22 protein-coding genes are annotated in these 22296 nt (G+C 53.7%); 17 read left to right on the forward strand and 5 right to left on the reverse strand.

The window, feature by feature from the left end; all coding sequences use genetic code 11:
- The first annotated feature begins 1 nt into the window (after position 1).
- Together OGV75_RS14065 and murJ are read left to right on the forward strand one after the other, a co-directional pair.
- A complete protein-coding gene (locus OGV75_RS14065) occupies positions 2-925 on the forward strand; it encodes a Gfo/Idh/MocA family protein (protein WP_286480814.1) in 924 nt (307 codons plus the stop codon).
- Between the two features lie 223 nt (positions 926-1148).
- Positions 1149-2684 carry a murein biosynthesis integral membrane protein MurJ gene (murJ, locus tag OGV75_RS14070; protein ID WP_016152622.1) on the forward strand — a complete coding sequence of 512 codons (1536 nt, stop codon included), beginning with the start codon at positions 1149-1151 and terminating at the stop codon, positions 2682-2684.
- 85 nt (positions 2685-2769) lie between these two features.
- Here the strand turns inward: murJ and flgN are convergent, their stop codons facing one another.
- From flgN to flgA, 3 genes are all read right to left on the reverse strand, one after another.
- On the reverse strand, positions 2770-3192 hold the full coding sequence (gene flgN, locus OGV75_RS14075) for a flagella biosynthesis chaperone FlgN (RefSeq protein ID WP_016152623.1): 423 nt from the start codon (positions 3190-3192) through the stop codon (positions 2770-2772).
- Positions 3193-3195: 3 nt separating this feature from the next.
- Positions 3196-3489, reverse strand: coding sequence for a flagellar biosynthesis anti-sigma factor FlgM (gene flgM / locus OGV75_RS14080; RefSeq protein ID WP_016152624.1), 294 nt, complete (start codon positions 3487-3489; stop codon positions 3196-3198).
- Between the two features lie 93 nt (positions 3490-3582).
- Positions 3583-4242: a flagellar basal body P-ring formation chaperone FlgA gene (gene flgA, locus OGV75_RS14085; protein WP_016156187.1), complete on the reverse strand. Its 660-nt coding sequence runs from the start codon at positions 4240-4242 to the stop codon at positions 3583-3585.
- A 157-nt stretch (positions 4243-4399) separates the two neighbouring features.
- On the opposite strand from flgA, the gene flgB reads away from it, so the two are divergent.
- The 11 genes from flgB to flgL all read left to right on the forward strand — a co-directional run bounded on the left by flgB (position 4400) and on the right by flgL (position 14333).
- Entirely contained in the window at positions 4400-4816 is a 417-nt protein-coding gene (flgB, locus tag OGV75_RS14090; RefSeq protein WP_016152626.1) for a flagellar basal body rod protein FlgB, read from the forward strand.
- Positions 4817-4819: 3 nt separating this feature from the next.
- Complete coding sequence (gene flgC, locus OGV75_RS14095; protein WP_006685091.1) at positions 4820-5224, forward strand: flagellar basal body rod protein FlgC; 405 nt, start codon at positions 4820-4822, stop codon at positions 5222-5224.
- Positions 5225-5236: 12 nt separating this feature from the next.
- Positions 5237-5935, forward strand: coding sequence for a flagellar hook assembly protein FlgD (gene flgD, locus OGV75_RS14100; protein ID WP_016152627.1), 699 nt, complete (start codon positions 5237-5239; stop codon positions 5933-5935).
- A 26-nt stretch (positions 5936-5961) separates the two neighbouring features.
- Entirely contained in the window at positions 5962-7254 is a 1293-nt protein-coding gene (gene flgE / locus OGV75_RS14105; RefSeq protein ID WP_046274760.1) for a flagellar hook protein FlgE, read from the forward strand.
- A gap of 20 nt (positions 7255-7274) precedes the next feature.
- Positions 7275-8030 carry a flagellar basal body rod protein FlgF gene (locus OGV75_RS14110; protein ID WP_016156188.1) on the forward strand — a complete coding sequence of 252 codons (756 nt, stop codon included), beginning with the start codon at positions 7275-7277 and terminating at the stop codon, positions 8028-8030.
- A gap of 13 nt (positions 8031-8043) precedes the next feature.
- The gene (flgG, locus tag OGV75_RS14115) at positions 8044-8826 is read left to right on the forward strand and encodes a flagellar basal-body rod protein FlgG (protein WP_003036202.1); all 783 of its coding nucleotides are present in this window, start codon (positions 8044-8046) and stop codon (positions 8824-8826) included.
- A gap of 57 nt (positions 8827-8883) precedes the next feature.
- On the forward strand, positions 8884-9582 hold the full coding sequence (locus OGV75_RS14120) for a flagellar basal body L-ring protein FlgH (protein ID WP_046274759.1): 699 nt from the start codon (positions 8884-8886) through the stop codon (positions 9580-9582).
- Positions 9583-9615: 33 nt separating this feature from the next.
- Positions 9616-10692 (forward strand): flagellar basal body P-ring protein FlgI, encoded by a 1077-nt coding sequence (locus OGV75_RS14125; protein WP_019076467.1) that lies wholly within the window; start codon positions 9616-9618, stop codon positions 10690-10692.
- On the forward strand, positions 10692-11642 hold the full coding sequence (gene flgJ / locus OGV75_RS14130; protein WP_109017693.1) for a flagellar assembly peptidoglycan hydrolase FlgJ: 951 nt from the start codon (positions 10692-10694) through the stop codon (positions 11640-11642). The genes OGV75_RS14125 and flgJ overlap by 1 nt, the downstream gene beginning before the upstream one ends.
- Before the next feature lie 64 nt (positions 11643-11706).
- Positions 11707-13365 (forward strand): flagellar hook-associated protein FlgK, encoded by a 1659-nt coding sequence (flgK, locus tag OGV75_RS14135; protein ID WP_046274758.1) that lies wholly within the window; start codon positions 11707-11709, stop codon positions 13363-13365.
- 14 nt (positions 13366-13379) lie between these two features.
- Positions 13380-14333 (forward strand): flagellar hook-associated protein FlgL, encoded by a 954-nt coding sequence (gene flgL / locus OGV75_RS14140; RefSeq protein ID WP_094761485.1) that lies wholly within the window; start codon positions 13380-13382, stop codon positions 14331-14333.
- A 241-nt stretch (positions 14334-14574) separates the two neighbouring features.
- Here the strand turns inward: flgL and rne are convergent, their stop codons facing one another.
- Positions 14575-17814, reverse strand: coding sequence for a ribonuclease E (gene rne, locus OGV75_RS14145; protein ID WP_286480815.1), 3240 nt, complete (start codon positions 17812-17814; stop codon positions 14575-14577).
- A gap of 698 nt (positions 17815-18512) precedes the next feature.
- Here rne and rluC point away from each other — a divergent pair.
- Positions 18513-19466 carry a 23S rRNA pseudouridine(955/2504/2580) synthase RluC gene (rluC, locus tag OGV75_RS14150; RefSeq protein WP_049259723.1) on the forward strand — a complete coding sequence of 318 codons (954 nt, stop codon included), beginning with the start codon at positions 18513-18515 and terminating at the stop codon, positions 19464-19466.
- A gap of 91 nt (positions 19467-19557) precedes the next feature.
- Here the strand turns inward: rluC and OGV75_RS14155 are convergent, their stop codons facing one another.
- Positions 19558-20142, reverse strand: coding sequence for a Maf family protein (locus OGV75_RS14155; protein ID WP_049269915.1), 585 nt, complete (start codon positions 20140-20142; stop codon positions 19558-19560).
- 197 nt (positions 20143-20339) lie between these two features.
- Here OGV75_RS14155 and yceD point away from each other — a divergent pair, with 197 nt between their 5' ends.
- The 3 genes from yceD (at position 20340) to plsX (ending at position 22253) form a co-directional block, all read left to right on the forward strand.
- Entirely contained in the window at positions 20340-20861 is a 522-nt protein-coding gene (yceD, locus tag OGV75_RS14160) for a 23S rRNA accumulation protein YceD (protein WP_003036239.1), read from the forward strand.
- A 16-nt stretch (positions 20862-20877) separates the two neighbouring features.
- Entirely contained in the window at positions 20878-21051 is a 174-nt protein-coding gene (gene rpmF / locus OGV75_RS14165) for a 50S ribosomal protein L32 (protein ID WP_003036242.1), read from the forward strand.
- Positions 21052-21173: 122 nt separating this feature from the next.
- A complete protein-coding gene (gene plsX, locus OGV75_RS14170) occupies positions 21174-22253 on the forward strand; it encodes a phosphate acyltransferase PlsX (protein ID WP_071601761.1) in 1080 nt (359 codons plus the stop codon).
- Positions 22254-22296 lie beyond the last annotated feature (43 nt).

A 22296-nucleotide genomic window follows, 5' to 3' on the forward strand; every position in this document is an offset into this window, starting at 1 on the left:
TGTGAATAAATTACGTATCGGCGTTGTCGGGCTAGGCGGGATTGCGCAAAAGGCCTGGCTGCCCGTGCTGGGCGCTAGTGCAGACTGGACGCTGGAAGGGGCATTTTCACCTTCGCGTGAAAAAGCGCAGCGTATCTGTCATACCTGGCGGATACCCTACGTTGATTCACTGGTTAATCTGGCGCAAACCTGCGATGCGGTTTTCGTCCATTCCAGTACCGCAACGCACTATGCGGTGGTCAGCGAACTGCTGAATGCCGGGGTTCACGTGTGCGTGGATAAACCGCTGGCGGAAAACCTGCGCGAGGCTGAACAATTGGTGGAGCTGGCCGAGCGGAAAAAGCTGACGCTGATGGTGGGGTTTAACCGTCGATTTGCGCCGCTTTATCAGGATCTCAAATCCCAGTTGGGCAATGCGGCGTCCGTACGCATGGATAAGCACCGGACGGACAGCGTCGGGCCGCACGATCTGCGCTTCACTCTGCTGGACGACTATCTGCATGTTGTCGATACCGCATTGTGGCTGGCGGGAGAGAAAGTGCAGTTAAATAACGGTACGCTGTTAACCAATGAATCCGGCGCGATGCTCTATGCGGAGCACCATTTTTCTGCCGGGCAAATGCAGATAACGACCAGTATGCATCGCCGCGCCGGTAGCCAGCGCGAGAGCGTGCAGGCGGTGACGGATGGTGGCCTGATTGACGTCACGGATATGCGGGAATGGCGGGAAGAGCGCGGGCAAGGTGTGGTGCACAAGCCGGTAGCAGGCTGGCAAACTACCCTGGAACAGCGTGGTTTTGCCGGATGCGCACGTCATTTCATTGAGTGCGTGCAAAATCAGACGGTTCCCCAGACGGCAGGTGAGCAGGCGCTCCTGGCCCAGCGCGTTGTCGAAAAGCTGTGGCGGGAGGCAATGGCTGAATAACCCCCTGTAACATCTGGCGGTAGTAATTCATTGTAATCCAGGTACTATATGCCAACTCAAAAATAACACCTCTTTTCAACCATAGGCTGGTTTGTCGGCCTGATAAGACGCTACGGCGTCGCCATCAGGCACAGCAAAAGTGCCGGATGGCGGCGATCATGCCTTATCCGACCTACGGGCAGGTTTGTCGGGGTTTTGCCTCAGAGTCTGGAATACAACATAGATGAATTTATTAAAGTCGCTGGCAGCCGTCAGCTCGATGACGATGTTTTCACGTGTGCTGGGTTTTGCGCGTGATGCGATTGTCGCCAGAATCTTTGGCGCAGGGATGGCGACTGATGCCTTTTTTGTGGCGTTCAAACTTCCTAACCTGCTGCGCCGAATCTTTGCTGAGGGCGCTTTTTCGCAGGCGTTTGTGCCTATTCTTGCCGAATATAAAAGTAAGCAGGGTGAGGATGCGACCCGCGTCTTTGTCTCTTACGTTTCCGGGCTGTTGACTCTGGCGCTGGCCGTGGTGACGGTCGCCGGGATGCTGGCTGCCCCGTGGGTGATTTTAGTCACCGCGCCTGGGTTTGCCGACACCGCGGACAAATTTGCGCTGACCACTCAACTGCTACGGATCACCTTTCCGTATATTCTGCTGATCTCACTGGCTTCGCTGGTGGGTGCGATCCTGAATACCTGGAATCGCTTTTCCATTCCGGCGTTTGCGCCGACCTTTCTGAATATCAGCATGATCGGTTTCGCGCTGTTTGCTGCTCCTTATTTTCACCCTCCGGTGCTGGCGCTGGCGTGGGCCGTTACCGTTGGCGGCGTGCTGCAGCTGATTTACCAGCTTCCGCACCTGAAGAAAATTGGCATGCTGGTGCTGCCGCGCGTGAACTTCCGTGATGCGGGGGCGATGCGCGTCGTCAAGCAAATGGGCCCGGCGATCCTTGGGGTATCTGTCAGCCAGATTTCACTGATCATCAATACGATTTTCGCTTCATTTCTGGCCTCTGGCTCAGTGTCATGGATGTATTATGCTGACCGTCTGATGGAGTTTCCGTCTGGCGTACTTGGCGTCGCGTTGGGGACTATCCTGCTGCCCTCGCTGTCCAAAAGTTTTTCCAGCGGTAATCATGATGAGTATTGCCGTCTGATGGACTGGGGCCTGCGTTTGTGTTTTCTGTTGGCATTACCGAGCGCCGTGGCGTTGGGGATTCTGGCCAAACCGCTGACGGTTTCTCTGTTCCAGTACGGTAAATTTACCGCCTTTGACGCCGCGATGACGCAGCGCGCGCTGGTGGCATATTCGGTAGGTTTGATTGGCTTGATCGTGGTGAAAGTGTTGGCCCCTGGTTTTTATTCGCGCCAGGATATTAAAACGCCAGTCAAGATTGCCATTGTCACGCTGATTATGACCCAGGTAATGAACCTGGCGTTTATTGGGCCGCTGAAACATGCCGGGCTGTCGCTGTCGATTGGTCTGGCGGCGTGTCTGAACGCTTCACTGCTGTACTGGCAACTGCGTAAACAGAAAATTTTTACCCCACAACCGGGTTGGGCCTGGTTCCTGGCGCGACTGGTGATTTCTGTGCTGGTGATGTCGGCGGCGCTGGTTGGGATGCTCTACATCATGCCGGACTGGTCGCAGGGAACGATGTTATGGCGTCTGCTGCGTCTGATGGCCGTTGTGGTGGCAGGTATTGCTGCTTACTTCGCTGCACTCGCGGTGCTGGGCTTTAAAGTGAAAGAGTTTGTGCGCCGGACGGCGTAACAGATTAATGCCGGATGGCGGCATGACGCCGTATCCGGCCTACAAAACGCGTAGGCCTGATAAGCAAAACGTTATCAGGCTAGCATCAGATAGAGAATTTTTTCCCGCCGCGGTGCGCAGCAGAGGTTTGACCGTTTGCGCCATACAGCGCCGGTTCCTGGTGCGGTTTCAGCACTTGAATCGCTTGTTGATTGCGCTCGATCTGCCCTTCCAGCAGCCAACCGTTGTGCTGGTTGAGTTCGCGTAGGTCCTGTGTTTTCCGGGTAATGGTCTGCCAACGCTCGGCAATTTCATCATTGGCGCTGCGCGTGGCGTCATGCTCCAGACGGCGCTGCTGCTCCAGGTAATCAAGGGTTGCCAGCAAAGAGCTTTTTTCTTCTGTAATACGCTGTAGCTGGCTGCCGTTAATATATCCTGCGGAAAGCTGCTGCTGTTCAGCATCCATTACCGTTTTCAGGTCATTGAGGACGGTCGTCATCTGGTCAAGTATTTCTGACAAACGAGTCATACTTTATTTACTCTGTAAGTAGCTCTGCGCCTCGCGGATCAGCGAGTCGGCAATTTTTCCGGTGTCCATTTTCAGCTCGCCATTACGGATCGCGGTTTTGAGTGCTTCCACGCGTTCCATATTGATGTCATTGGTGCCGGGCTGCATCAGTTTGGCCTGGGCGTCGCTCAGCATGACGCTGGTGCTGGTGGTGGCGGTGGTTTTTTCCTTCCGCGTTTTTTGTACCGGCGCATCGCTGGTTTCACGTGGCTGAACGGTACTTACTGGCTTCAATGGTGAGGTACGATCAATGCTCATTTTGTTTATCCTCATCGAGGGGTTACGCTATAGCGGCCCGCTGTAATCATTGGTTGTTTATCTATCGGCACACGCTAAAAAATCTTTAACCTATTATAGGTTAATAAGAATATTCCCATCAGAATCGACGACACCGCTCACCACCTGGCCTGAAATCATCCGTACTCGGGCATTCTGGGCGACGGCGGCATTGTTCAGCGCCTTACCTTCGGCATTCACCCGAAAGCCATCTCCGTTGGCGATAACCAGGACGCGTTGACCGGCCTTGATTCGCCATGCCTGACGCAACATGGAAAGCTGTATCGGCTGACCGGGCACCAGATCGCGCAGGCTTACGGCATCCTGCACCTGATTCATATCCAGCACGGCGCGCGGAGGGAGTTGGTCCAGTCGACCTCGTTTTAGCGTTACGCTGGCCGAAGTCAGGGCGCTACCCCGAGCGACGGGCGCGGCGGCAACAACGTAGTTTCCCGTGGCCTGCACGTTCACCTGCAGATAACGTTTCTCGTTGGCGCAGCGCGCCAGCACGTTCACATTACCCCACAATTTTGCACTCCCGGACACGCTTAATGCTGGTTGTTCGCAGCTCGGCAATAAGTTTGGCGACGTTCGGATAGTAACGACGACCTCATCGCTAAATCCGGCCAGTCGCTGGGAAAACCATGCCGTCAGCTGTGAATTCAGGTCTTGCGCCAGCGTCATAGGACTGAACAGCAGTGCTGCCACGACGACTCCACGTTTAAACGTTTGCATCAAAACCTCGTGCTTTTTCAGGTAGTGACAGGATTCTACCTGTGTGACGCAGTCATCAACGCAACAAATAGCGACGCATTTTGCGTTTATTCCGGCGATAACGCGCGCGTAATGGGATTTAAGCTGTCGGCTGAATTTTGTCATTTGCGGAGGAGATATGCTCGATAAGCTCGACGCCGCCTTACGTTTTCAACAGGAAGCGCTGAATTTGCGCGCCCAACGCCAGGAAGTATTGGCGGCCAACATAGCCAATGCCGACACGCCGGGGTATCAGGCGCGCGACCTGGATTTCGCCAGTGAATTAAAAAAAGTCATGGTGCGAGGACGGGAAGAAACCGGCGGTGTCTCGTTGACGCTGACCTCTGCACAACACATTCCGGCCCAGACCGTTTCCGCTCCTTCTACGGAACTGCTCTACCGCATTCCTGATCAGCCGTCTCTCGATGGCAACACGGTAGATATGGACCGGGAGCGTACGCAATTTGCAGACAACAGCCTCAAGTATCAAATGGGGCTGACCGCGTTGGGTGGACAAATCAAAGGCATGATGAACGTGCTGCAAGGAGGGAACTAATTCGTGGCGCTGTTAAATATTTTTGATATCGCAGGCTCTGCGCTGACGGCTCAGTCTAAGCGCCTGAACGTGGCGGCCAGCAACATGGCGAATGCGGATAGCGTCACCGGACCTGACGGTCAGCCGTATCGCGCGAAGCAGGTTGTGTTTCAGGTTGATGCCGCGCCAGGTGCGGCAACCGGTGGCGTAAAAGTCGCTGACGTCATTGAAAGCCAGGCGCCGGATAAGCTGGTTTATGAACCCGGTAATCCGCTGGCCGATGCGAACGGTTACGTAAAAATGCCGAATGTGGACGTCGTCGGCGAAATGGTCAACACCATGTCAGCCTCGCGTAGCTACCAGGCAAACGTCGAAGTGCTCAATACGGTGAAAAGCTTGATGCTCAAAACGCTGACGCTAGGCCAGTAAAAGGAGGCGCACATGTCTATTGCTGTAAAAATGAATGACCCGAGCACGACGGGTGTGAATGACGCAACGGGGAAGAGTTCACTGACGGGCAGCAACGCCGCGGACCTGCAAAGCAGCTTCCTTACGCTGCTGGTTGCACAGCTGAAAAACCAGGATCCAACCAACCCGCTGCAAAACAACGAACTGACCACCCAGTTGGCGCAAATCAGTACCGTGAGCGGAATTGAGAAACTGAACACCACGCTGGGATCGATCTCCGGGCAGATCGACAACAGTCAGTCGCTGCAGGCCAGTACGCTGATTGGCCACGGTGTCATGATCCCAGGTACCACCATCCTGACCGGTAAAGGTACGGAAGAGGGCGCAAAAACCACCACCACGCCGTTTGGCGTTGAACTGCAGCAACCGGCAGACAAGGTTACCGCAACCATTACCGATAAAGACGGCAAGGTGGTACGCACCATTGATATTGGTGGGTTGAAAGCGGGCGTTCATACCTTTACCTGGGACGGCACCATGACCGATGGCACGGATGCGCCAAGCGGTTCTTACAACGTGTCAATTGCTGCCAGTAATGGCGGAACACAACTGGTGGCTCAGCCGCTTCAGTTTGCGCTGGTGCAGGGCGTTATTCGCAGCAACGGCGGTAATACGCTGGATCTGGGCACCTATGGAACCACCACCCTCGACGAAGTACGGCAGATCATTTAAGCCTTCACACTTATCAGGAGTAAGTCATGGCCTTTTCACAAGCGGTCAGCGGTCTGAACGCTGCAGCGACCAACCTCGATGTCATTGGTAACAACATCGCCAACTCCGCCACCTACGGTTTTAAATCCGGTACGGCCTCTTTTGCCGATATGTTCGCCGGTTCTAAAGTGGGTCTGGGCGTTAAAGTTGCGGGCATTACCCAGGACTTTACCGACGGTACCACTACTAACACCGGTCGCGGGCTGGATGTCGCTATCAGCCAGAACGGTTTTTTCCGCATGGTAGACAGCAACGGTTCCGTTTTCTACAGCCGTAACGGTCAGTTCAAGCTCGATGAAAACCGCAATATCGTCAACATGCAGGGGCTACAGCTGACGGGCTATCCGGCTACCGGTACACCGCCAACGATACAGCAAGGTGCTAACCCGGCGCCGATCACTATCCCGAATACGCTGATGGCGGCTAAAACCACCACGACTGCGTCAATGCAGATCAACCTGAACTCCACTGACAAGGTGCCAACGAAGACCCCGTTTAATCCAAGCGATGCGGATTCCTACAACAAAAAAGGCTCAGTTACCGTTTTCGATAGCCAGGGTAACGCCCACGACATGAATATTTTTTATGTCAAAACAGGCCCGAACAAATGGGATGTCTACACCCAGGACTCCAGCGTTGCGGGTTCAGTTGCCAACAAGAATGCGGTGATGAACTTTAGTGCTAACGGTACGCTGACCTCAGTGAACAATTATGTTCCAGGGACTGTGCCAGTAGATCCAGCAGATCCGACGGGACCAAAAATCCCCGTTGAAGGCCCAGCTAATGCCCAACCGCAAATTCAGATAACGACCGGTACGATCAATGGCGCAGTTCCGGCGAACTTCTCCCTGAGCTTCCTCAATTCCATGCAGCAAAACACTGGCGCCAACAACATCGTTGCCACGAATCAGAATGGCTACAAGCCGGGCGACCTGGTGAGCTACCAGATTAACAATGACGGTACTGTGGTCGGTAACTACTCCAACGAACAGCAACAGGTTCTGGGGCAGATCGTGCTGGCAAACTTTGCCAACAACGAAGGTCTGGCTTCTCAGGGTGACAACGTCTGGGCAGCCACGCAGTCTTCCGGCGTGGCGCTGCTGGGTACTGCAGGCGAGGGTAACTTCGGCAAGCTGACCAACGGCGCGCTGGAAGCATCAAACGTGGATTTGAGTAAAGAACTGGTGAATATGATCGTCGCCCAGCGTAACTATCAGTCGAACGCGCAGACCATCAAAACCCAGGACCAGATCCTCAACACACTGGTCAACCTGCGCTAAGCGCCTGACGGGATGGCTTAATGGATCACGCAATTTATACCGCCATGGGCGCGGCCAGTCAGACGCTGAATCAACAAGCGGTGACGGCCAGCAACCTGGCAAACGCCTCAACGCCGGGTTTTCGTGCGCAACTCAATGCGCTGCGCGCGGTTCCCGTTGAAGGATTGTCTTTACCGACGCGTACGCTGGTGGTGGCCTCCACGCCGGGGGCCGATATGACGCCGGGTCAGATGGACTATACCTCACGTCCGCTGGACGTGGCGCTGCAACAAGATGGCTGGTTGGCTGTGCAGACCGCGGACGGTAGCGAAGGATATACCCGAAATGGCGCCATTCAGGTAAGCCCTACGGGGGAACTGACCATTCAGGGACACCCGGTGATTGGCGAAGCCGGACCAATAGCCGTACCGGAAGGTTCAGAAGTCACCATTGCGGCAGACGGCACGATCTCGGCGCTCAACCCTGGCGATCCGGCTAACACCGTTGCGCCAGTTGGGCGACTGAAACTGGTGAAGGCCACGGGGAGTGAAGTGCAACGTGGCGATGACGGTATGTTCCGTCTGACTCAGGCCGCGCAGGCTACCCGTGGCGCTACGTTACAGGCTGACCCCAGCATTCGCGTTATGTCGGGTGTACTGGAAGGCAGTAACGTTAAGCCGGTAGCCGCGATGAGTGACATGATCGCCAACGCCCGTCGTTTCGAAATGCAAATGAAGATTATCAGTAGCGTGGATGATAACGCGGGTCGCGCCAACCAACTGCTGTCGATGAGTTAATACAGGACATTTTATGATCAGTTCATTGTGGATCGCCAAAACCGGCCTGGATGCGCAGCAAACCAACATGGATGTGATTGCCAACAACCTGGCAAACGTCAGCACCAACGGATTTAAGCGTCAACGTGCCGTTTTTGAAGATCTGTTGTACCAGACGATTCGCCAGCCTGGCGCACAGTCTTCTGAACAAACCACACTGCCGTCTGGTTTGCAGATTGGTACCGGTGTGCGCCCGGTCGCGACCGAGCGTTTACACAGCCAGGGGAATCTGTCGCAGACCAACAACAGTAAAGATGTGGCGATTAAAGGGCAGGGCTTTTTCCAGGTCATGCTGCCTGATGGCACGTCCGCCTACACCCGTGACGGTTCTTTCCAGGTGGATCAGAACGGCCAACTGGTGACTGCGGGGGGTTTTCAGGTTCAGCCGGCTATCACCATCCCGGCTAACTCGCTCAGTATCACCATTGGACGCGACGGTATCGTCAGCGTAACCCAGCAGGGCCAGGCAGCACCGGTTCAGGTAGGGCAGCTTAACCTGACTACTTTTATGAACGATACCGGTCTGGAAAGCATTGGTGAGAATCTGTACACCGAAACGCAGTCATCCGGTGCGCCGAATGAGAGCACTCCGGGGCTGAACGGCGCGGGTCTGCTGTACCAGGGCTATGTTGAAACCTCTAACGTCAACGTGGCGGAAGAGCTGGTAAACATGATCCAGGTGCAGCGCGCTTACGAAATCAACAGTAAAGCGGTATCGACCACCGATCAGATGCTGCAAAAACTGACGCAACTCTAAAGTGTGGCCCGGTGGGGTGAAAGCCTCACCGGCACACTGATTTTGAAGATGACCGCAATGCGAAAATACGCGCTTCACCCATACCCAATTTTAGCCCTGTTGGTAGTTTCACTGACAGGATGCGCCTGGATCCCGGCCACGCCCCTCGTGCAGGGCGCAACGTCTGCCCAGCCTGTTCCTGGCCCGACGCCAGTGGCGAATGGATCAATCTTCCAGTCGGCCCAACCGATTAACTACGGTTATCAGCCGCTATTCGAAGACCGCCGTCCGCGCAATATTGGCGATACGTTGACCATCGTATTGCAGGAAAACGTCAGCGCGAGCAAAAGTTCTTCGGCTAATGCCAGCCGCGACGGCAAAACCAACTTTGGCTTTGATACCGTACCGCGTTATTTGCAAGGACTGTTTGGCAATGAGCGTGCTGACGTAGAAGCTTCAGGCGGTAACTCCTTTAACGGTAAAGGCGGCGCGAACGCCAGAAATACCTTCAGCGGTACCCTGACCGTAACGGTCGATCAGGTACTCGTGAATGGCAACTTACATGTTGTGGGTGAAAAACAGATCGCCATTAATCAGGGCACTGAATTCATTCGCTTCTCCGGGGTCGTTAACCCGCGCACCATCAGTGGCAGCAACTCCGTACCGTCAACTCAGGTTGCGGACGCACGTATTGAGTATGTCGGCAACGGCTACATCAATGAAGCGCAGAATATGGGCTGGTTGCAGCGTTTCTTCCTTAACTTGTCGCCGATGTAAGCGAGGTAGCCAGTGTTTAAATCTTTAGTTGGAATGGTACTGGTGCTGATAACCACCTTTGCGCATGCCGACCGTATTCGTGACCTGACCAGCGTTCAGGGCGTGCGGGAAAACTCGTTGATCGGTTATGGGCTGGTGGTCGGTTTGGATGGCACGGGTGACCAGACCACCCAGACGCCGTTTACTACGCAAACGCTCAACAACATGCTTTCGCAGTTGGGAATTACCGTGCCAACCGGCACCAATATGCAGCTGAAAAACGTGGCGGCGGTGATGGTGACCGCGCAATTCCCGGCCTTTGGTCGTCAGGGGCAAACCATTGACGTGGTGGTCTCTTCCATGGGGAACGCCAAAAGCCTGCGCGGCGGAACGTTGTTGATGACCCCGCTGAAAGGGGTTGATAGCCAGGTATATGCGCTGGCGCAGGGGAATATTCTGGTAGGCGGTGCAGGCGCGGCTGCGGGTGGCAGCAGCGTGCAGGTAAACCAGCTCAATGGCGGACGTATTACCAACGGCGCGACCATCGAACGTGAATTACCCAGCCAGTTCGGCGGCGGTAACACTATTAATCTGCAGCTCAATAATGAAGATTTCACTATGGCGCAGCAGATAACCGACACCATTAACCGTTCGCGCGGCTTTGGTAGCGCCACTGCGCTGGACGCCCGGACGATTCAGGTACGCGTGCCAAGCGGCAACAGTTCGCAGGTGCGTTTCCTTGCTGACATCCAGAATATGGAGGTGAATGTCACGCCGCAGGATGCGAAAGTGATTATCAACTCGCGCACCGGATCCGTTGTCATGAACCGTGAAGTCACGCTGGATAGCTGTGCCGTCGCGCAAGGCAACTTGTCGATAACGGTAAACCGCCAGGCGAACGTCAGCCAGCCGGATACACCGTTTGGCGGTGGACAGACCGTGGTGACACCTCAAACCCAGATCGATCTGCGCCAGAGCGGCGGTTCGCTGCAAAGCGTGCGTTCCAGCGCCAACCTGAACAATGTTGTGCGTGCGCTTAATGCGCTAGGGGCAACGCCGATGGATCTGATGTCCATTCTGCAATCGATGCAGAGCGCGGGATGCTTACGCGCCAAACTGGAAATCATCTAATGATTGGTGACAGCAAACTGCTGACCAGTGCCGCCTGGGATGCGCAATCACTGAACGAACTGAAAGCGAAAGCGGGTCAGGACCCGGCGGCGAATATCCGCCCGGTTGCCCGTCAGGTTGAAGGGATGTTCGTACAAATGATGCTGAAAAGTATGCGTGAAGCACTGCCGAAAGATGGTGTTTTTAGCAGTGATTCGACACGTTTGTATACCAGCATGTATGACCAACAAATTGCGCAGCAGATGACCGCAGGCAAAGGTCTGGGACTGGCTGAAATGATGGTTAAGCAGATGACCGAAGGTCAGGCGCAACCCGCAGACGATGCGCCGCAGGTGCCAATGAAGTTCTCCCTGGAAACGGTGACCAGCTATCAAAACCAGGCGCTGACGCAACTGGTCCGTAAAGCCATTCCCCGCGCGACGGAAAGCAATGATGAGCCGCTGTCAGGTGACAGCAAAGACTTCCTCGCCCAGCTATCGCTGCCGGCTAAGCTGGCAAGTCAGCAAAGTGGGGTTCCGCATCATCTGATTCTGGCGCAGGCGGCGCTGGAGTCCGGATGGGGGCAGCGACAAATCCGCCGTGAGAACGGTGAACCGAGCTTTAACATTTTTGGCGTGAAGGCTTCGGGAAGCTGGAAAGGCCCAACCACCGAAATCACCACCACCGAATATGAAAACGGCGAGGCGAAAAAGGTGAAAGCCCGATTCCGCGTCTATAGCTCTTACCTTGAGGCTCTGTCGGATTATGTCGGTCTGATATCGCGTAACCCGCGCTATGCGGCGGTAACCGCCGCTGCTACCGCCGAGCAGGGGGCACAGGCTTTGCAGAATGCCGGTTACGCGACTGACCCTAACTATGCGCGTAAATTAACCAGCATGATCCAGCAGTTGAAATCGATGAGCGAAAAAGTGAGCAAAACCTACGGTACGAATATCGATAATCTCTTTTAAATAGCTCAAGTCTACCAACCTGCTGCCGATAATAACGAGTATTGAAGGATTACAAGGAACCTCCATGTCCAGCTTGATTAATAACGCGATGAGTGGACTCGCCGCAGCGCAGGCCGCGTTGAATTCTGCCAGTAATAACATCTCCAGCTATAACGTTGCCGGATACACCCGTCAAACGACAATTATGGCACAAGCGAACAGCACGCTGGGTGCGGGGGGCTGGGTTGGCAATGGCGTCTATGTTTCTGGCGTACAGCGCGAGTATGACTCCTTTATCACGAATCAGTTACGTGCCGCGCAGAACCAAAGCAGCGGCCTGACAACGCGCTATGAACAAATGTCGAAAATCGACAATCTGCTCTCCAGCAAAACCAGTTCCATTTCGACCTCAATGCAGGACTTTTTTACCAGCCTGCAAACGCTTGTCAGTAACGCGGAAGACCCGGCGGCGCGCCAGGCGCTGATCGGTAAAGCTGATGGTTTAGTCAACCAGTTCAGAACAACTGACCAGTATCTGCGCGATCAAGACAAGCAAGTTAATACTGCGATCAAGGCCAGCGTTGACCAGATCAACAACTATTCAAAACAGATTGCCAGCCTCAACGATCAGATTTCCCGTCTGACCGGCGTCGGTGCGGGCGCATCCCCTAACGATTTACTTGACCAGCGCGACCAACTGGTCAGTGAACTGAACCAGATTGTCGGTGTAGAAGTCAGCGTTCAGGACGGTGGGACTTACAACATAACCATGGCGAACGGCTATTCACTGGTGCAGGGCAGCAATGCACGCCAGCTGGCGGCTGTGCCCTCCAGTGACGATCCCAATCGTACCACAGTGGCCTACGTCGACGGGGTTGCCGGCGAGGTTGAAATTCCCGAAAAACTGTTGAATACCGGTTCACTGGGCGGGCTGTTGACCTTCCGTTCTCAAGAGCTTGACCAGACGCGTAACACGCTGGGCCAACTGGCGTTGGCGTTTGCCGATGCGTTTAACACCCAGCATAAAGAGGGTTTTGACGCGAACGGCGATCAGGGTAAGGATTTCTTTGCTATCGGTAGCCCGGCAGTATTCAACAACGCTAAAAATACAGGAACAGGATCGTTAAGCGCGAAGATTACCGACAGCTCTGCTGTACAGGCGACCGATTATAAAATCGTTTATGACGGGACGGACTGGCAGGTTACTCGCCTGGCGGATAATACCAGCTTCAAAGCTACCGTTACCGGTGGGAAGATGTCCTTTGACGGGATGGAAATCACCGTAAATGCTGGCGCAAAAGCAAATGACAGCTTCACAGTGAAACCTGTCAGTAACGCCGTTGTTGATATGAAAGTCATGGTGACCGATGAGTCGAAAATCGCCATGGCCCAGGTCTCAAAAAATGATCCGGACCCGGATATTGATAAGGGAAAAAGCGATAACCGTAACGGTCAGAAACTGCTGGATCTGCAGACCAAAGCTACCGTGGGTAATAAGACCTTCAACGATGCCTATGCCACGCTGGTAAGCGATGTCGGGAACAAAACCGCGACGCTGAAAACCAGCGCCATTACCCAGAACAACGTGGTAACGCAGCTTTATAAGCAGCAGCAGTCTATTTCCGGCGTCAACCTCGACGAAGAATACGGTAACTTACAACGCTATCAACAGTATTACCTAGCTAACGCGCAAGTGCTGCAAACCGCAAATGCGCTGTTTGATGCACTGATTAATATTCGCTAAGGGAGAGGGACACAATGCGTATCAGCACCCAGATGATGTACCAGCAGAATATGCGTGGCATCACTAACTCTCAGGCTGAATGGATGAAGTTCGGCGAGCAGATGTCAACGGGCAAACGTGTGATCAACCCATCTGACGATCCGATCGCCGCCTCGCAGGCCGTGGTGCTTTCTCAAGCACAGGCGCAGAACAGCCAATATACGCTGGCACGTTCATTTGCGACGCAAAAAGTGTCGCTGGAAGAGAACGTACTGAGTCAGGTAACGACGGCAATTCAGACCGCGCAGGAAAAAATTGTCTATGCCGCGAACGGCACGTTAAGCGATGACGACCGTGCATCGCTGGCCACCGACCTGCAGGGGATCCGCGATCAACTGATGAACCTGGCGAACAGCACCGACGGTAATGGACGCTATATTTTTGGCGGATATAAAACAGAATCTGCACCATTTGCTCAGGCAGATGGCGCTTACAGTGGCGGTACAACAAATGTGACCCAGCAGGTCGATGCCTCCCGTACAATGGTGATTGGTCATACTGGCGATAAAGTATTTGTTAATCTGACCAGCAATGCCGTACCGGAACCTGGCGGCGGTACTCAGGAAAAGAACCTGTTCAAAATGCTGGATACCGCTATTGATGCGCTCAAAACCCCGATTGAGGGCAATGACGCGGCAAAAGCTACCGCCGCTGCAGCCATTGATAAAACCAGTCGTGGCCTGAAAAATTCACTGAATAACGTGCTTTCTGTTCGTGCAGAATTAGGGACTCAGCTCAGCGAGCTAAGTTCACTGGATTCACTGGGCGCCGATCGCGCATTGGGCCAGACTCAGCAGATGAGCAATCTGGTGGATGTTGACTGGAACGCAGCGATTTCGTCCTACGTGATGCAGCAGGCCGCACTGCAGGCATCGTACAAAACGTTTACCGATATGCAGGGAATGTCGCTATTTCAACTGAACCGGTAACACCTTTTTGAACATATCATGAAACTGGATATGTTTGTCTGCCCGCTCCTTTAACACCCCGGAGCGGGCATTTTTTTAGGCCACTGTTATTTTCTCAGCGACAGATTCCCCGTTAATCTTATTACCCGCGCAATCGCACCGCTAAAGATTGCCAGCGTAACCACGCCTTCTCAGTTTGTCAGTGTGTAGAGCAGAGATAAAAAAAAGCCGACCCGAGGTCGGCTTTGATGTTGATTATGACTTACTCAACGGGCTGCGGGCGCGTTGCTGGCGCAGTCGCCTGGTGCGTGGCGCTGTGTCCACCTGCGGCACCTTTACCTTCAAAGGTGAATTCCGGGCGTTGCCAGTCACTACGACGCGGCGCTTCAGGCACATACTCTGGTGCCGGAGCACGGGTCATCGGGGCGGCCGCGTGGCTGTGAAGATGTTCTGCGTCAACGCGGGTTGCGACAACTTCAGCCTTAACGACTGCGTCTTCGACGACCGGTGCGGCAACAACCTCTTGCGGCGCGGCAACTTCTTCAACCACTGGAGCTGTTTCCACAACCTCGGCAATCTCTTCAGCCACTTCAGGCTGAGAAATAACAACCTCCGCAGATTCTTCGACAACCGGCGCAGCCACTATTTCAGCGACAGGTTCGGCTTTCGCCGCGGTATCCTCAGCAACAGGCGCGTCAGATTCAGCGATAATTTGCGGTTGTTCCTCGACCGGAGTAGCGATGACTTCCGGATGCGTGGTTTCAACGACGGTAGCCTGAGGTTCAGCAATGACCACCTCTGGCTGTACGGTTTCAACCGAGTTCACAATATGCTCAACGGCAGTTGCAGCAACCTGAGGCTCTACGGCGACAGGTGCAGTTTGCCCCTGAACCGTTTCCTGCTCGCGCTGCTCTGCAACCTGCTGATCCTGAGGACGAGCAACAGGGTAGCGGATCCAGACTTTACCGGACGCTAATTCTGGAGATGCGCAGGCAACCGTTAACGGCATAGGCGACTGAACCGGGTAACGCTCGTCACGATAGCGACGACGGCGTTGTCCACTGACGCGCAGATGGCGAGGTGAGCGACGGGAACGACGCGGCATACCATTAGAGTCACGCGCTTCGTTGTTGTCTTCCTGCTCAGTCGCAACGACGGCAGGTAGATCAACTTTCGCCAGTTCAGTACGCTGTGCCGGTACGGGCTGTTCAGTTGGCTGAGTGACAGCCGTTTCAGTGACCACCTCGGCAGTCGCGACTTCGGCTTCAACAGCCGGGCTGTCTGTGTAACGAACTTTCTGAGTCAGCTGACGCTGTTTACGGCGAGTCTGAGGCTGACGAACGCGCTCTTCCTGCTCGGTATCCTGCGCAGGTTGTTCTGCCAGATTCAGCTCTTTAACTTCCTGCTGCGCCTGACGCTTATCATCGTTGCGACGGCGGTTGCGCTCGCGACGCGGAGCCTGCTGGTCATCACCGGATTTCGCTTTGTCGGCGACGTCAGTAGACTGCTGGCGGTTATCGCGCGCTTCCGCATTTTGCTGCTGCGACTGACGGCGGTTACGGCGGTTATCTTCACGGTTTTCACCGCTTTCTGAACGCTCGTTACGGTTATCACGCTCGCCACGGTTGTCGCGATTATCACGACGATCGTTACGGTCGCGACGATTGTTCTGACGCGGTTTACGACGATCCTGCTGGCGATCGGTTTTCTCTTCCGCTTTCGGCGCAGGTTGTTCAACCGGTTTCACTTCTTCGCTACCGCTGAAGATGGACTTCAGTGCGCCGAAGAAACGGCTAATCAAACCTGGCTGTGCGGCGACGGCCGCGGTCGCTGCTGCGGCTTTAGGCGCGGCGGCCTTCGCAGTAGGTTCCTGCAAAGCAGGGGCTGGCGGCACCTCTGGCATTGCAAAGGTGGCTAATGCCGGCTGCTCTGGCTGTTTACGCTCGACGAACTCTTCTTCCGTCGGCAATGCCATCGCTTCTTCATGCAGTTTCGGCAGCAGGTAGCTCAGGGTTGGTGTTTCTTCCCCTTTGCGTACGCGCAGCACGGAGTAATGCGGGGTTTCCATCTGATCGTTTGGCACAATCACACAGCGCACGCCATTCTGACGCGTCTCGATGGCATTTACCGCGGTACGTTTTTCGTTGAGCAGGTAGGATGCGATCGGCACAGGAACAATAGCGTGAACTTCCTGCGTATTTTCTTTCAGCGCTTCTTCTTCGATCAGACGCAGAATAGACAGTGACAGTGATTCGTTATCACGTACGGTACCCGTGCCGGAGCAGCGTGGGCATACGTGATGGCTGGATTCACCCAGCGACGGGCTCAGACGCTGGCGGGACATCTCCAGCAGGCCGAAGCGAGAAATATGGCTGATCTGAATACGCGCTCTGTCCTGACGCACGGCTTCACGCAGACGGTTTTCAACCGCACGCTGGTGACGAACCGGCGTCATATCAATGAAGTCGATTACGATCAGGCCGCCGAGGTCACGCAGACGCAACTGACGAGCAATTTCATCGGCTGCTTCAAGGTTGGTGTTGAACGCAGTTTCTTCGATGTCGCCGCCGCGGGTCGCGCGTGCGGAGTTGATATCGATGGCGGTCAGCGCTTCTGTGCTGTCGATAACGATTGAGCCGCCGGACGGCAGACGCACTTCGCGCTGGAACGCGGACTCAATTTGAGATTCGATTTGATAGTGGCTGAACAGCGGGATTTCACCGGTGTACAGTTTGATTTTGCTGCTGAAATCCGGACGACCCAGCGCGGCGATGTGCTGACGCGCCATCTCCATAACTTTCGGGTTGTCGATGAGGATTTCGCCGATGTCCTGACGTAAATAGTCACGGAATGCGCGAACGATAACGTTGCTTTCCTGATGGATCAGGAACGGAGCAGGGCGGCTGTCAGCGGCTTTTTGAATCGCTTCCCAGTGCTTCAGGCGGAAACTCAGGTCCCACTGCAGCGCTTCGGCAGATTTGCCGACACCTGCGGTACGCACGATAAGCCCCATGCCATCAGGCAGTTCCAGGCTTGCCAGCGCTTCTTTTAATTCGGTACGGTCGTCGCCTTCAATGCGACGGGAGATGCCGCCCGCGCGCGGGTTGTTCGGCATCAGAACCAGATAACTACCTGCCAGGCTGATAAAGGTGGTCAGCGCAGCACCTTTATTGCCGCGTTCTTCTTTATCGATCTGAACAATGACTTCCTGACCTTCGCGCAACACGTCTTTAATGTTGGGACGACCATGGGAGTTGTAGCTAGCGGGGAAGTATTCGCGGGCAATTTCTTTTAACGGGAGGAAACCGTGACGTTCAGCGCCGTAATCAACAAAAGCAGCTTCCAGACTCGGTTCAATACGGGTAATTTTGCCTTTATAGATGTTGGCTTTTTTCTGTTCGTGTCCAGGACTTTCGATATCCAGATCGTACAGACGCTGCCCATCTACAAGGGCGACACGCAACTCTTCCTGCTGAGTCGCGTTAATTAACATTCTTTTCATCGTAACTTACTCATTATTCTTACATTGACGACTAAGCTGCGGGCAGAGTAATGCCTTTCCGGGTGTGAACCGATGGCCTCGTGTCTATTCGCGTCGCCAACCTCACGGTTATCGTCAGCTCAAAGAGGCGCAGAGTGTCGGTTGCCTGTATTTCATACGGAAACACAGCGCAATTATCAGGGGAACAGTCTGGGTGTTACTCTCCAGAGAAGCTTCCATTGTGCTTATCGTCTTTCACGCTGTGGGTGCGTTGGCTTCATCTTCTTACCCCAACCACTTACAGGAGTAAGCACCTGGGGTTCCCAGACTTGCCGCCTTCCTACAACGCGAAATCTATAGAGCACTTACCGGTAAGGACTGCAACCCGCAGCCCGCTAACTGCCTGAAAGATCAATACGTCTTACGCCATTGCTGCGTTGATGATCGGTCGGGCAAAATTGGGTCATTCCGGAAAAGGTCTTGTTTTAACAAGATTCAACACGGAAACAACCTCATTATTCCACTGCTAACCTTGTTATAGCAAGATGACTTTTGCCATTTATCACCCGGTTACTCACAGTTTTTTCACTTCCGCGTAGTGATTGCTTTAATAACCACCAAATCGGCTATGTCAAACTTAAGTAATAAGGTATAGCAGTTAATATAAGCATAGAAAAATGTGTGGCGCGAATCTTGATGGCTATTTAAAATCGGCCCCCATGAAAACAGAGACTCCAGCCGTAAAAACAGTTGCCATTACTGCCGACGAAGCAGGGCAACGCATCGACAACTTTTTGCGCACCCAGCTCAAGGGTGTGCCGAAAAGTATGATTTATCGCATTTTGCGTAAAGGCGAAGTGCGGGTGAACAAAAAACGCATTAAACCCGAGTACAAACTCGAAGACGGGGACATTGTGCGTATTCCACCTGTACGTGTCGCTGAACGTGAAGAAGAGGCCATTTCACCGAATTTGCAGAAGGTCGCGGCGCTGACCGATGTCATTTTATATGAAGATGACCACATTCTGGTGCTTAACAAGCCTTCAGGTACGGCCGTGCATGGTGGAAGCGGATTAAGCTTTGGCGTCATTGAAGGCTTACGTGCGCTGCGCCCGGAAGCGCGTTTCCTTGAGCTGGTGCATCGCCTCGACCGGGATACCTCCGGCGTGCTGCTGGTGGCCAAAAAACGATCTGCCTTGCGTTCGTTGCATGAACAACTGCGTGAAAAAGGCATGCAGAAAGACTACCTCGCGTTGGTACGCGGCCAGTGGCAGTCGCATGTCAAAACCGTGCAGGCCCCGCTGTTAAAGAACATTCTGCAAAGCGGCGAGCGTATCGTGCGGGTGAATCAGGAAGGCAAACCATCGGAAACACGCTTTAAAGTGGAAGAGCGTTACGCGTTTGCTACGCTTGTGCGCTGCAGTCCCGTGACTGGACGCACGCACCAGATTCGCGTGCATACACAATATGCCGGACATCCGATTGCCTTTGACGACCGCTATGGCGATCGTGAGTTCGATAAGCAACTGGCGGATACCGGACTGAGCAGGCTCTTTTTGCACGCCGCAGCGTTGAAATTTACTCATCCGGGGACGGGTGAAGTAATGCGTATTGAAGCGCCAATGGATAAGCAGTTGAAGCGCTGCCTCGAGGTGTTACGCAGTAAAGGCTGATGCGCATTGATATTATCGCGCATTACCTGTAGACCTGATGGCGTTGTGCCTATCAGGCCTACAGGATTAGGCCTAAACAGCCGTCAACCCGTCAGGCTTTTAGCGGGTTCATATCTTCTCGTCGCAGCATTTGACACAGTGCGATTAGCGGCAAACCGATTAAAGTATTTGGGTCACGACCTTCCAGGCGCTCAAAAAGTGCAATGCCCAATCCTTCGCTTTTAAAACTACCGGCACAATGCAGCGGGCGCTCTTTGCGCACGTAATCTTCAATTTCCGTTTCGCTTAAATGACGAAAATGCACGTCGAACGGTTCAACTTCAGTTTGTAAATGTCCGGTCGCAGAATTATACAGCGCCAGTCCGGTATAAAACGTCACAATATTGCCACGGGCTTTGAGTAACTGCTGGCGTGCATTTTCTTCTGTTAACGGTTTGCCGGTTATTTCACCATCGAGAACACAAATTTGATCGGAACCAATAATAAGGTGCGATGGATAACGGAGGGCGAGAGATTGCGCTTTTTTCTGCGCCAGTCGCAAGACTAAGTGGCGGGGGGCTTCGCCCGGTAACGGCGTTTCATCAACCTCTGGTGCTGCGCATTCGAACGGGATTGCCAGTTTTTCTAGTAAAGCGCGACGCCAGGGAGAGGTAGAAGCAAGAATAAGTTGAGGCATATTTTTTCCCTCGCATATAGCGTATTGATGAGAGCCATTTTAAACTATGGACTTCGTCCTACAAGCTGGCTGTAATGGCTTGTGTTGAGCGATTTTAAGTCGATGACCCGCAATGTGTGCGAATTATTGGCAAAAGGCAACCACAGGCTGCCTTTTTCTTTGACTATATGACGTTACAAAGTTAATATGCGCGCCCTATGCAAAAGGTAAAATTACCCCTGACTCTTGATCCGGTTCGTACGGCTCAGAAACGCCTCGATTATGAAGGTATCTATACTTCTGATCTGGTTGAGCGTGTCGCCGATTCTGTAGTCAGTGTGGACAGTGATGTGGAATGCTCCATGTCGTTCGCTATCGATAACCAGCGCCTTGCCGTTATAACCGGTGATGCAAAGGTGTCGGTTACGCTCGAATGTCAGCGTTGCGGGAAACCGTTCCCACTTCATGTTCACACAACATATTGTTTTAGTCCTGTCCGTTCTGACGAGCAGGCTGAAGCACTCCCGGAAGCGTATGAGCCGATTGAGGTTAACGAATTCGGTGAAATCGATCTGCTTGCAATGGTTGAAGATGAGATTATCCTCTCCTTGCCGGTAGTTCCGGTGCATGATTCTGAACACTGTGAAGTGTCCGAGGCGGACATGGTCTTTGGCGAATTGCCTGATGAAGCGCAAAAACCAAACCCATTTGCCGTATTAGCCAGCTTAAAGCGTAAGTAATTGAGGAGTAAGGTCCATGGCCGTACAACAGAATAAACCAACCCGTTCCAAACGTGGCATGCGTCGTTCTCATGACGCTCTGACCGCAGTCACCAGCCTGTCTGTAGACAAAACTTCTGGTGAACAACACCTGCGTCACCACATCACTGCCGACGGTTTTTACCGTGGCCGTAAGGTAATCGCTAAGTAATCACGCATGACTCAATGACTTTCCTACTACGGTGAGAAAGACAAAGAGTACACGCGTGATGAAGCTTAGTGAGGCTTTCCCCGGGTAACTGGGGAAACACCTAACCGGGCAGCGACGATACCTTGACACGTCTAACCCTGGCGTTAGATGTCATGGGGGGTGATTTTGGCCCTACCGTGACAGTGCCTGCAGCATTGCAGGCACTGAATTCTAATTCGCAACTCACACTTCTTTTAGTCGGGGATCCCGATACAATCACGCCATTACTTGCCAAAGCTGACTTCGAACAACGTTCACGTCTGCAGATTATCCCTGCTCAGTCAGTTATTGCCAGTGATGCCCGGCCCTCGCAAGCTATTCGCGCCAGTCGTGGAAGCTCAATGCGCGTTGCCCTGGAGCTCGTGAAAGAAGGACGAGCGGAAGCCTGTGTGAGCGCCGGCAATACAGGCGCGCTAATGGGACTTGCGAAGTTATTGCTCAAACCCCTTGAGGGGATTGAGCGTCCTGCGCTGGTGACGGTTTTACCCCATCAGCAAAAGGGCAAAACGGTGGTGCTGGATTTGGGTGCCAACGTGGATTGTGATAGCACGATGTTGGTGCAATTTGCCGTCATGGGTTCCGTGCTGGCAGAAGAGGTGGTTGGAATTGCCAATCCCCGTGTTGCGTTGCTCAATATCGGTGAAGAAGAAACCAAGGGTCTCGACAGTATTCGGGATGCTTCTGCAGTGCTAAAAACAATCCCTTCTATCAATTATATCGGCTATCTTGAAGCCAATGAGTTACTGACTGGCAAAACTGATGTGTTGGTCTGTGACGGCTTTACAGGTAATGTCACATTAAAGACGATGGAAGGTGTTGTCAGAATGTTCCTTTCACTGCTGAAGTCTCAGGGTGAGGGCAAAAAACGGTCGTGGTGGCTGCTGTTATTAAAACGTTGGTTACAAAAAAGCCTGACAAGGCGATTTAGTCACCTCAACCCCGACCAGTATAATGGCGCCTGTCTGTTAGGATTGCGCGGCACGGTGATTAAGAGTCATGGTGCGGCCAATCAGCGAGCATTTGAAGTCGCGATTGAACAGGCAGTGCAGGCGGTGCAGCGACAAGTTCCTCAGCGAATTGCCGCTCGCCTGGAATCTGTATACCCAGCTGGATTCGAACTGCTGGACGGTGGCGAAAACGCAAACTCGCGAGCACACAGATAACCGTGCGTTTGTGAATGCTGCCAACGTATCAGCGATTTGCTCG

The organism is Citrobacter sp. Cb028 (assembly GCF_030336705.1).
GTDB classification, from domain to species: Bacteria; Pseudomonadota; Gammaproteobacteria; order Enterobacterales; family Enterobacteriaceae; genus Citrobacter; species Citrobacter braakii.

Excerpts from the sequence above, each read along its gene's own strand:
- murJ (WP_016152622.1), top strand. The coding sequence starts at position 1,149 with ATGAATTTATTAAAGTCGCTGGCAGCCGTCAGCTCGATGACGATGTTT.
- flgN (WP_016152623.1), bottom strand. The coding sequence starts at position 3,192 with ATGACTCGTTTGTCAGAAATACTTGACCAGATGACGACCGTCCTCAAT.
- flgM (WP_016152624.1), bottom strand. The coding sequence starts at position 3,489 with ATGAGCATTGATCGTACCTCACCATTGAAGCCAGTAAGTACCGTTCAG.
- flgA (WP_016156187.1), bottom strand. The coding sequence starts at position 4,242 with ATGCAAACGTTTAAACGTGGAGTCGTCGTGGCAGCACTGCTGTTCAGT.
- flgB (WP_016152626.1), top strand. The coding sequence starts at position 4,400 with ATGCTCGATAAGCTCGACGCCGCCTTACGTTTTCAACAGGAAGCGCTG.
- flgD (WP_016152627.1), top strand. The coding sequence starts at position 5,237 with ATGTCTATTGCTGTAAAAATGAATGACCCGAGCACGACGGGTGTGAAT.
- flgE (WP_046274760.1), top strand. The coding sequence starts at position 5,962 with ATGGCCTTTTCACAAGCGGTCAGCGGTCTGAACGCTGCAGCGACCAAC.
- OGV75_RS14110 (WP_016156188.1), top strand. The coding sequence starts at position 7,275 with ATGGATCACGCAATTTATACCGCCATGGGCGCGGCCAGTCAGACGCTG.
- flgG (WP_003036202.1), top strand. The coding sequence starts at position 8,044 with ATGATCAGTTCATTGTGGATCGCCAAAACCGGCCTGGATGCGCAGCAA.
- OGV75_RS14120 (WP_046274759.1), top strand. The coding sequence starts at position 8,884 with ATGCGAAAATACGCGCTTCACCCATACCCAATTTTAGCCCTGTTGGTA.
- OGV75_RS14125 (WP_019076467.1), top strand. The coding sequence starts at position 9,616 with ATGGTACTGGTGCTGATAACCACCTTTGCGCATGCCGACCGTATTCGT.
- flgJ (WP_109017693.1), top strand. The coding sequence starts at position 10,692 with ATGATTGGTGACAGCAAACTGCTGACCAGTGCCGCCTGGGATGCGCAA.
- flgK (WP_046274758.1), top strand. The coding sequence starts at position 11,707 with ATGTCCAGCTTGATTAATAACGCGATGAGTGGACTCGCCGCAGCGCAG.
- flgL (WP_094761485.1), top strand. The coding sequence starts at position 13,380 with ATGCGTATCAGCACCCAGATGATGTACCAGCAGAATATGCGTGGCATC.
- rne (WP_286480815.1), bottom strand. The coding sequence starts at position 17,814 with ATGAAAAGAATGTTAATTAACGCGACTCAGCAGGAAGAGTTGCGTGTC.
- rluC (WP_049259723.1), top strand. The coding sequence starts at position 18,513 with ATGAAAACAGAGACTCCAGCCGTAAAAACAGTTGCCATTACTGCCGAC.
- OGV75_RS14155 (WP_049269915.1), bottom strand. The coding sequence starts at position 20,142 with ATGCCTCAACTTATTCTTGCTTCTACCTCTCCCTGGCGTCGCGCTTTA.
- yceD (WP_003036239.1), top strand. The coding sequence starts at position 20,340 with ATGCAAAAGGTAAAATTACCCCTGACTCTTGATCCGGTTCGTACGGCT.
- rpmF (WP_003036242.1), top strand. The coding sequence starts at position 20,878 with ATGGCCGTACAACAGAATAAACCAACCCGTTCCAAACGTGGCATGCGT.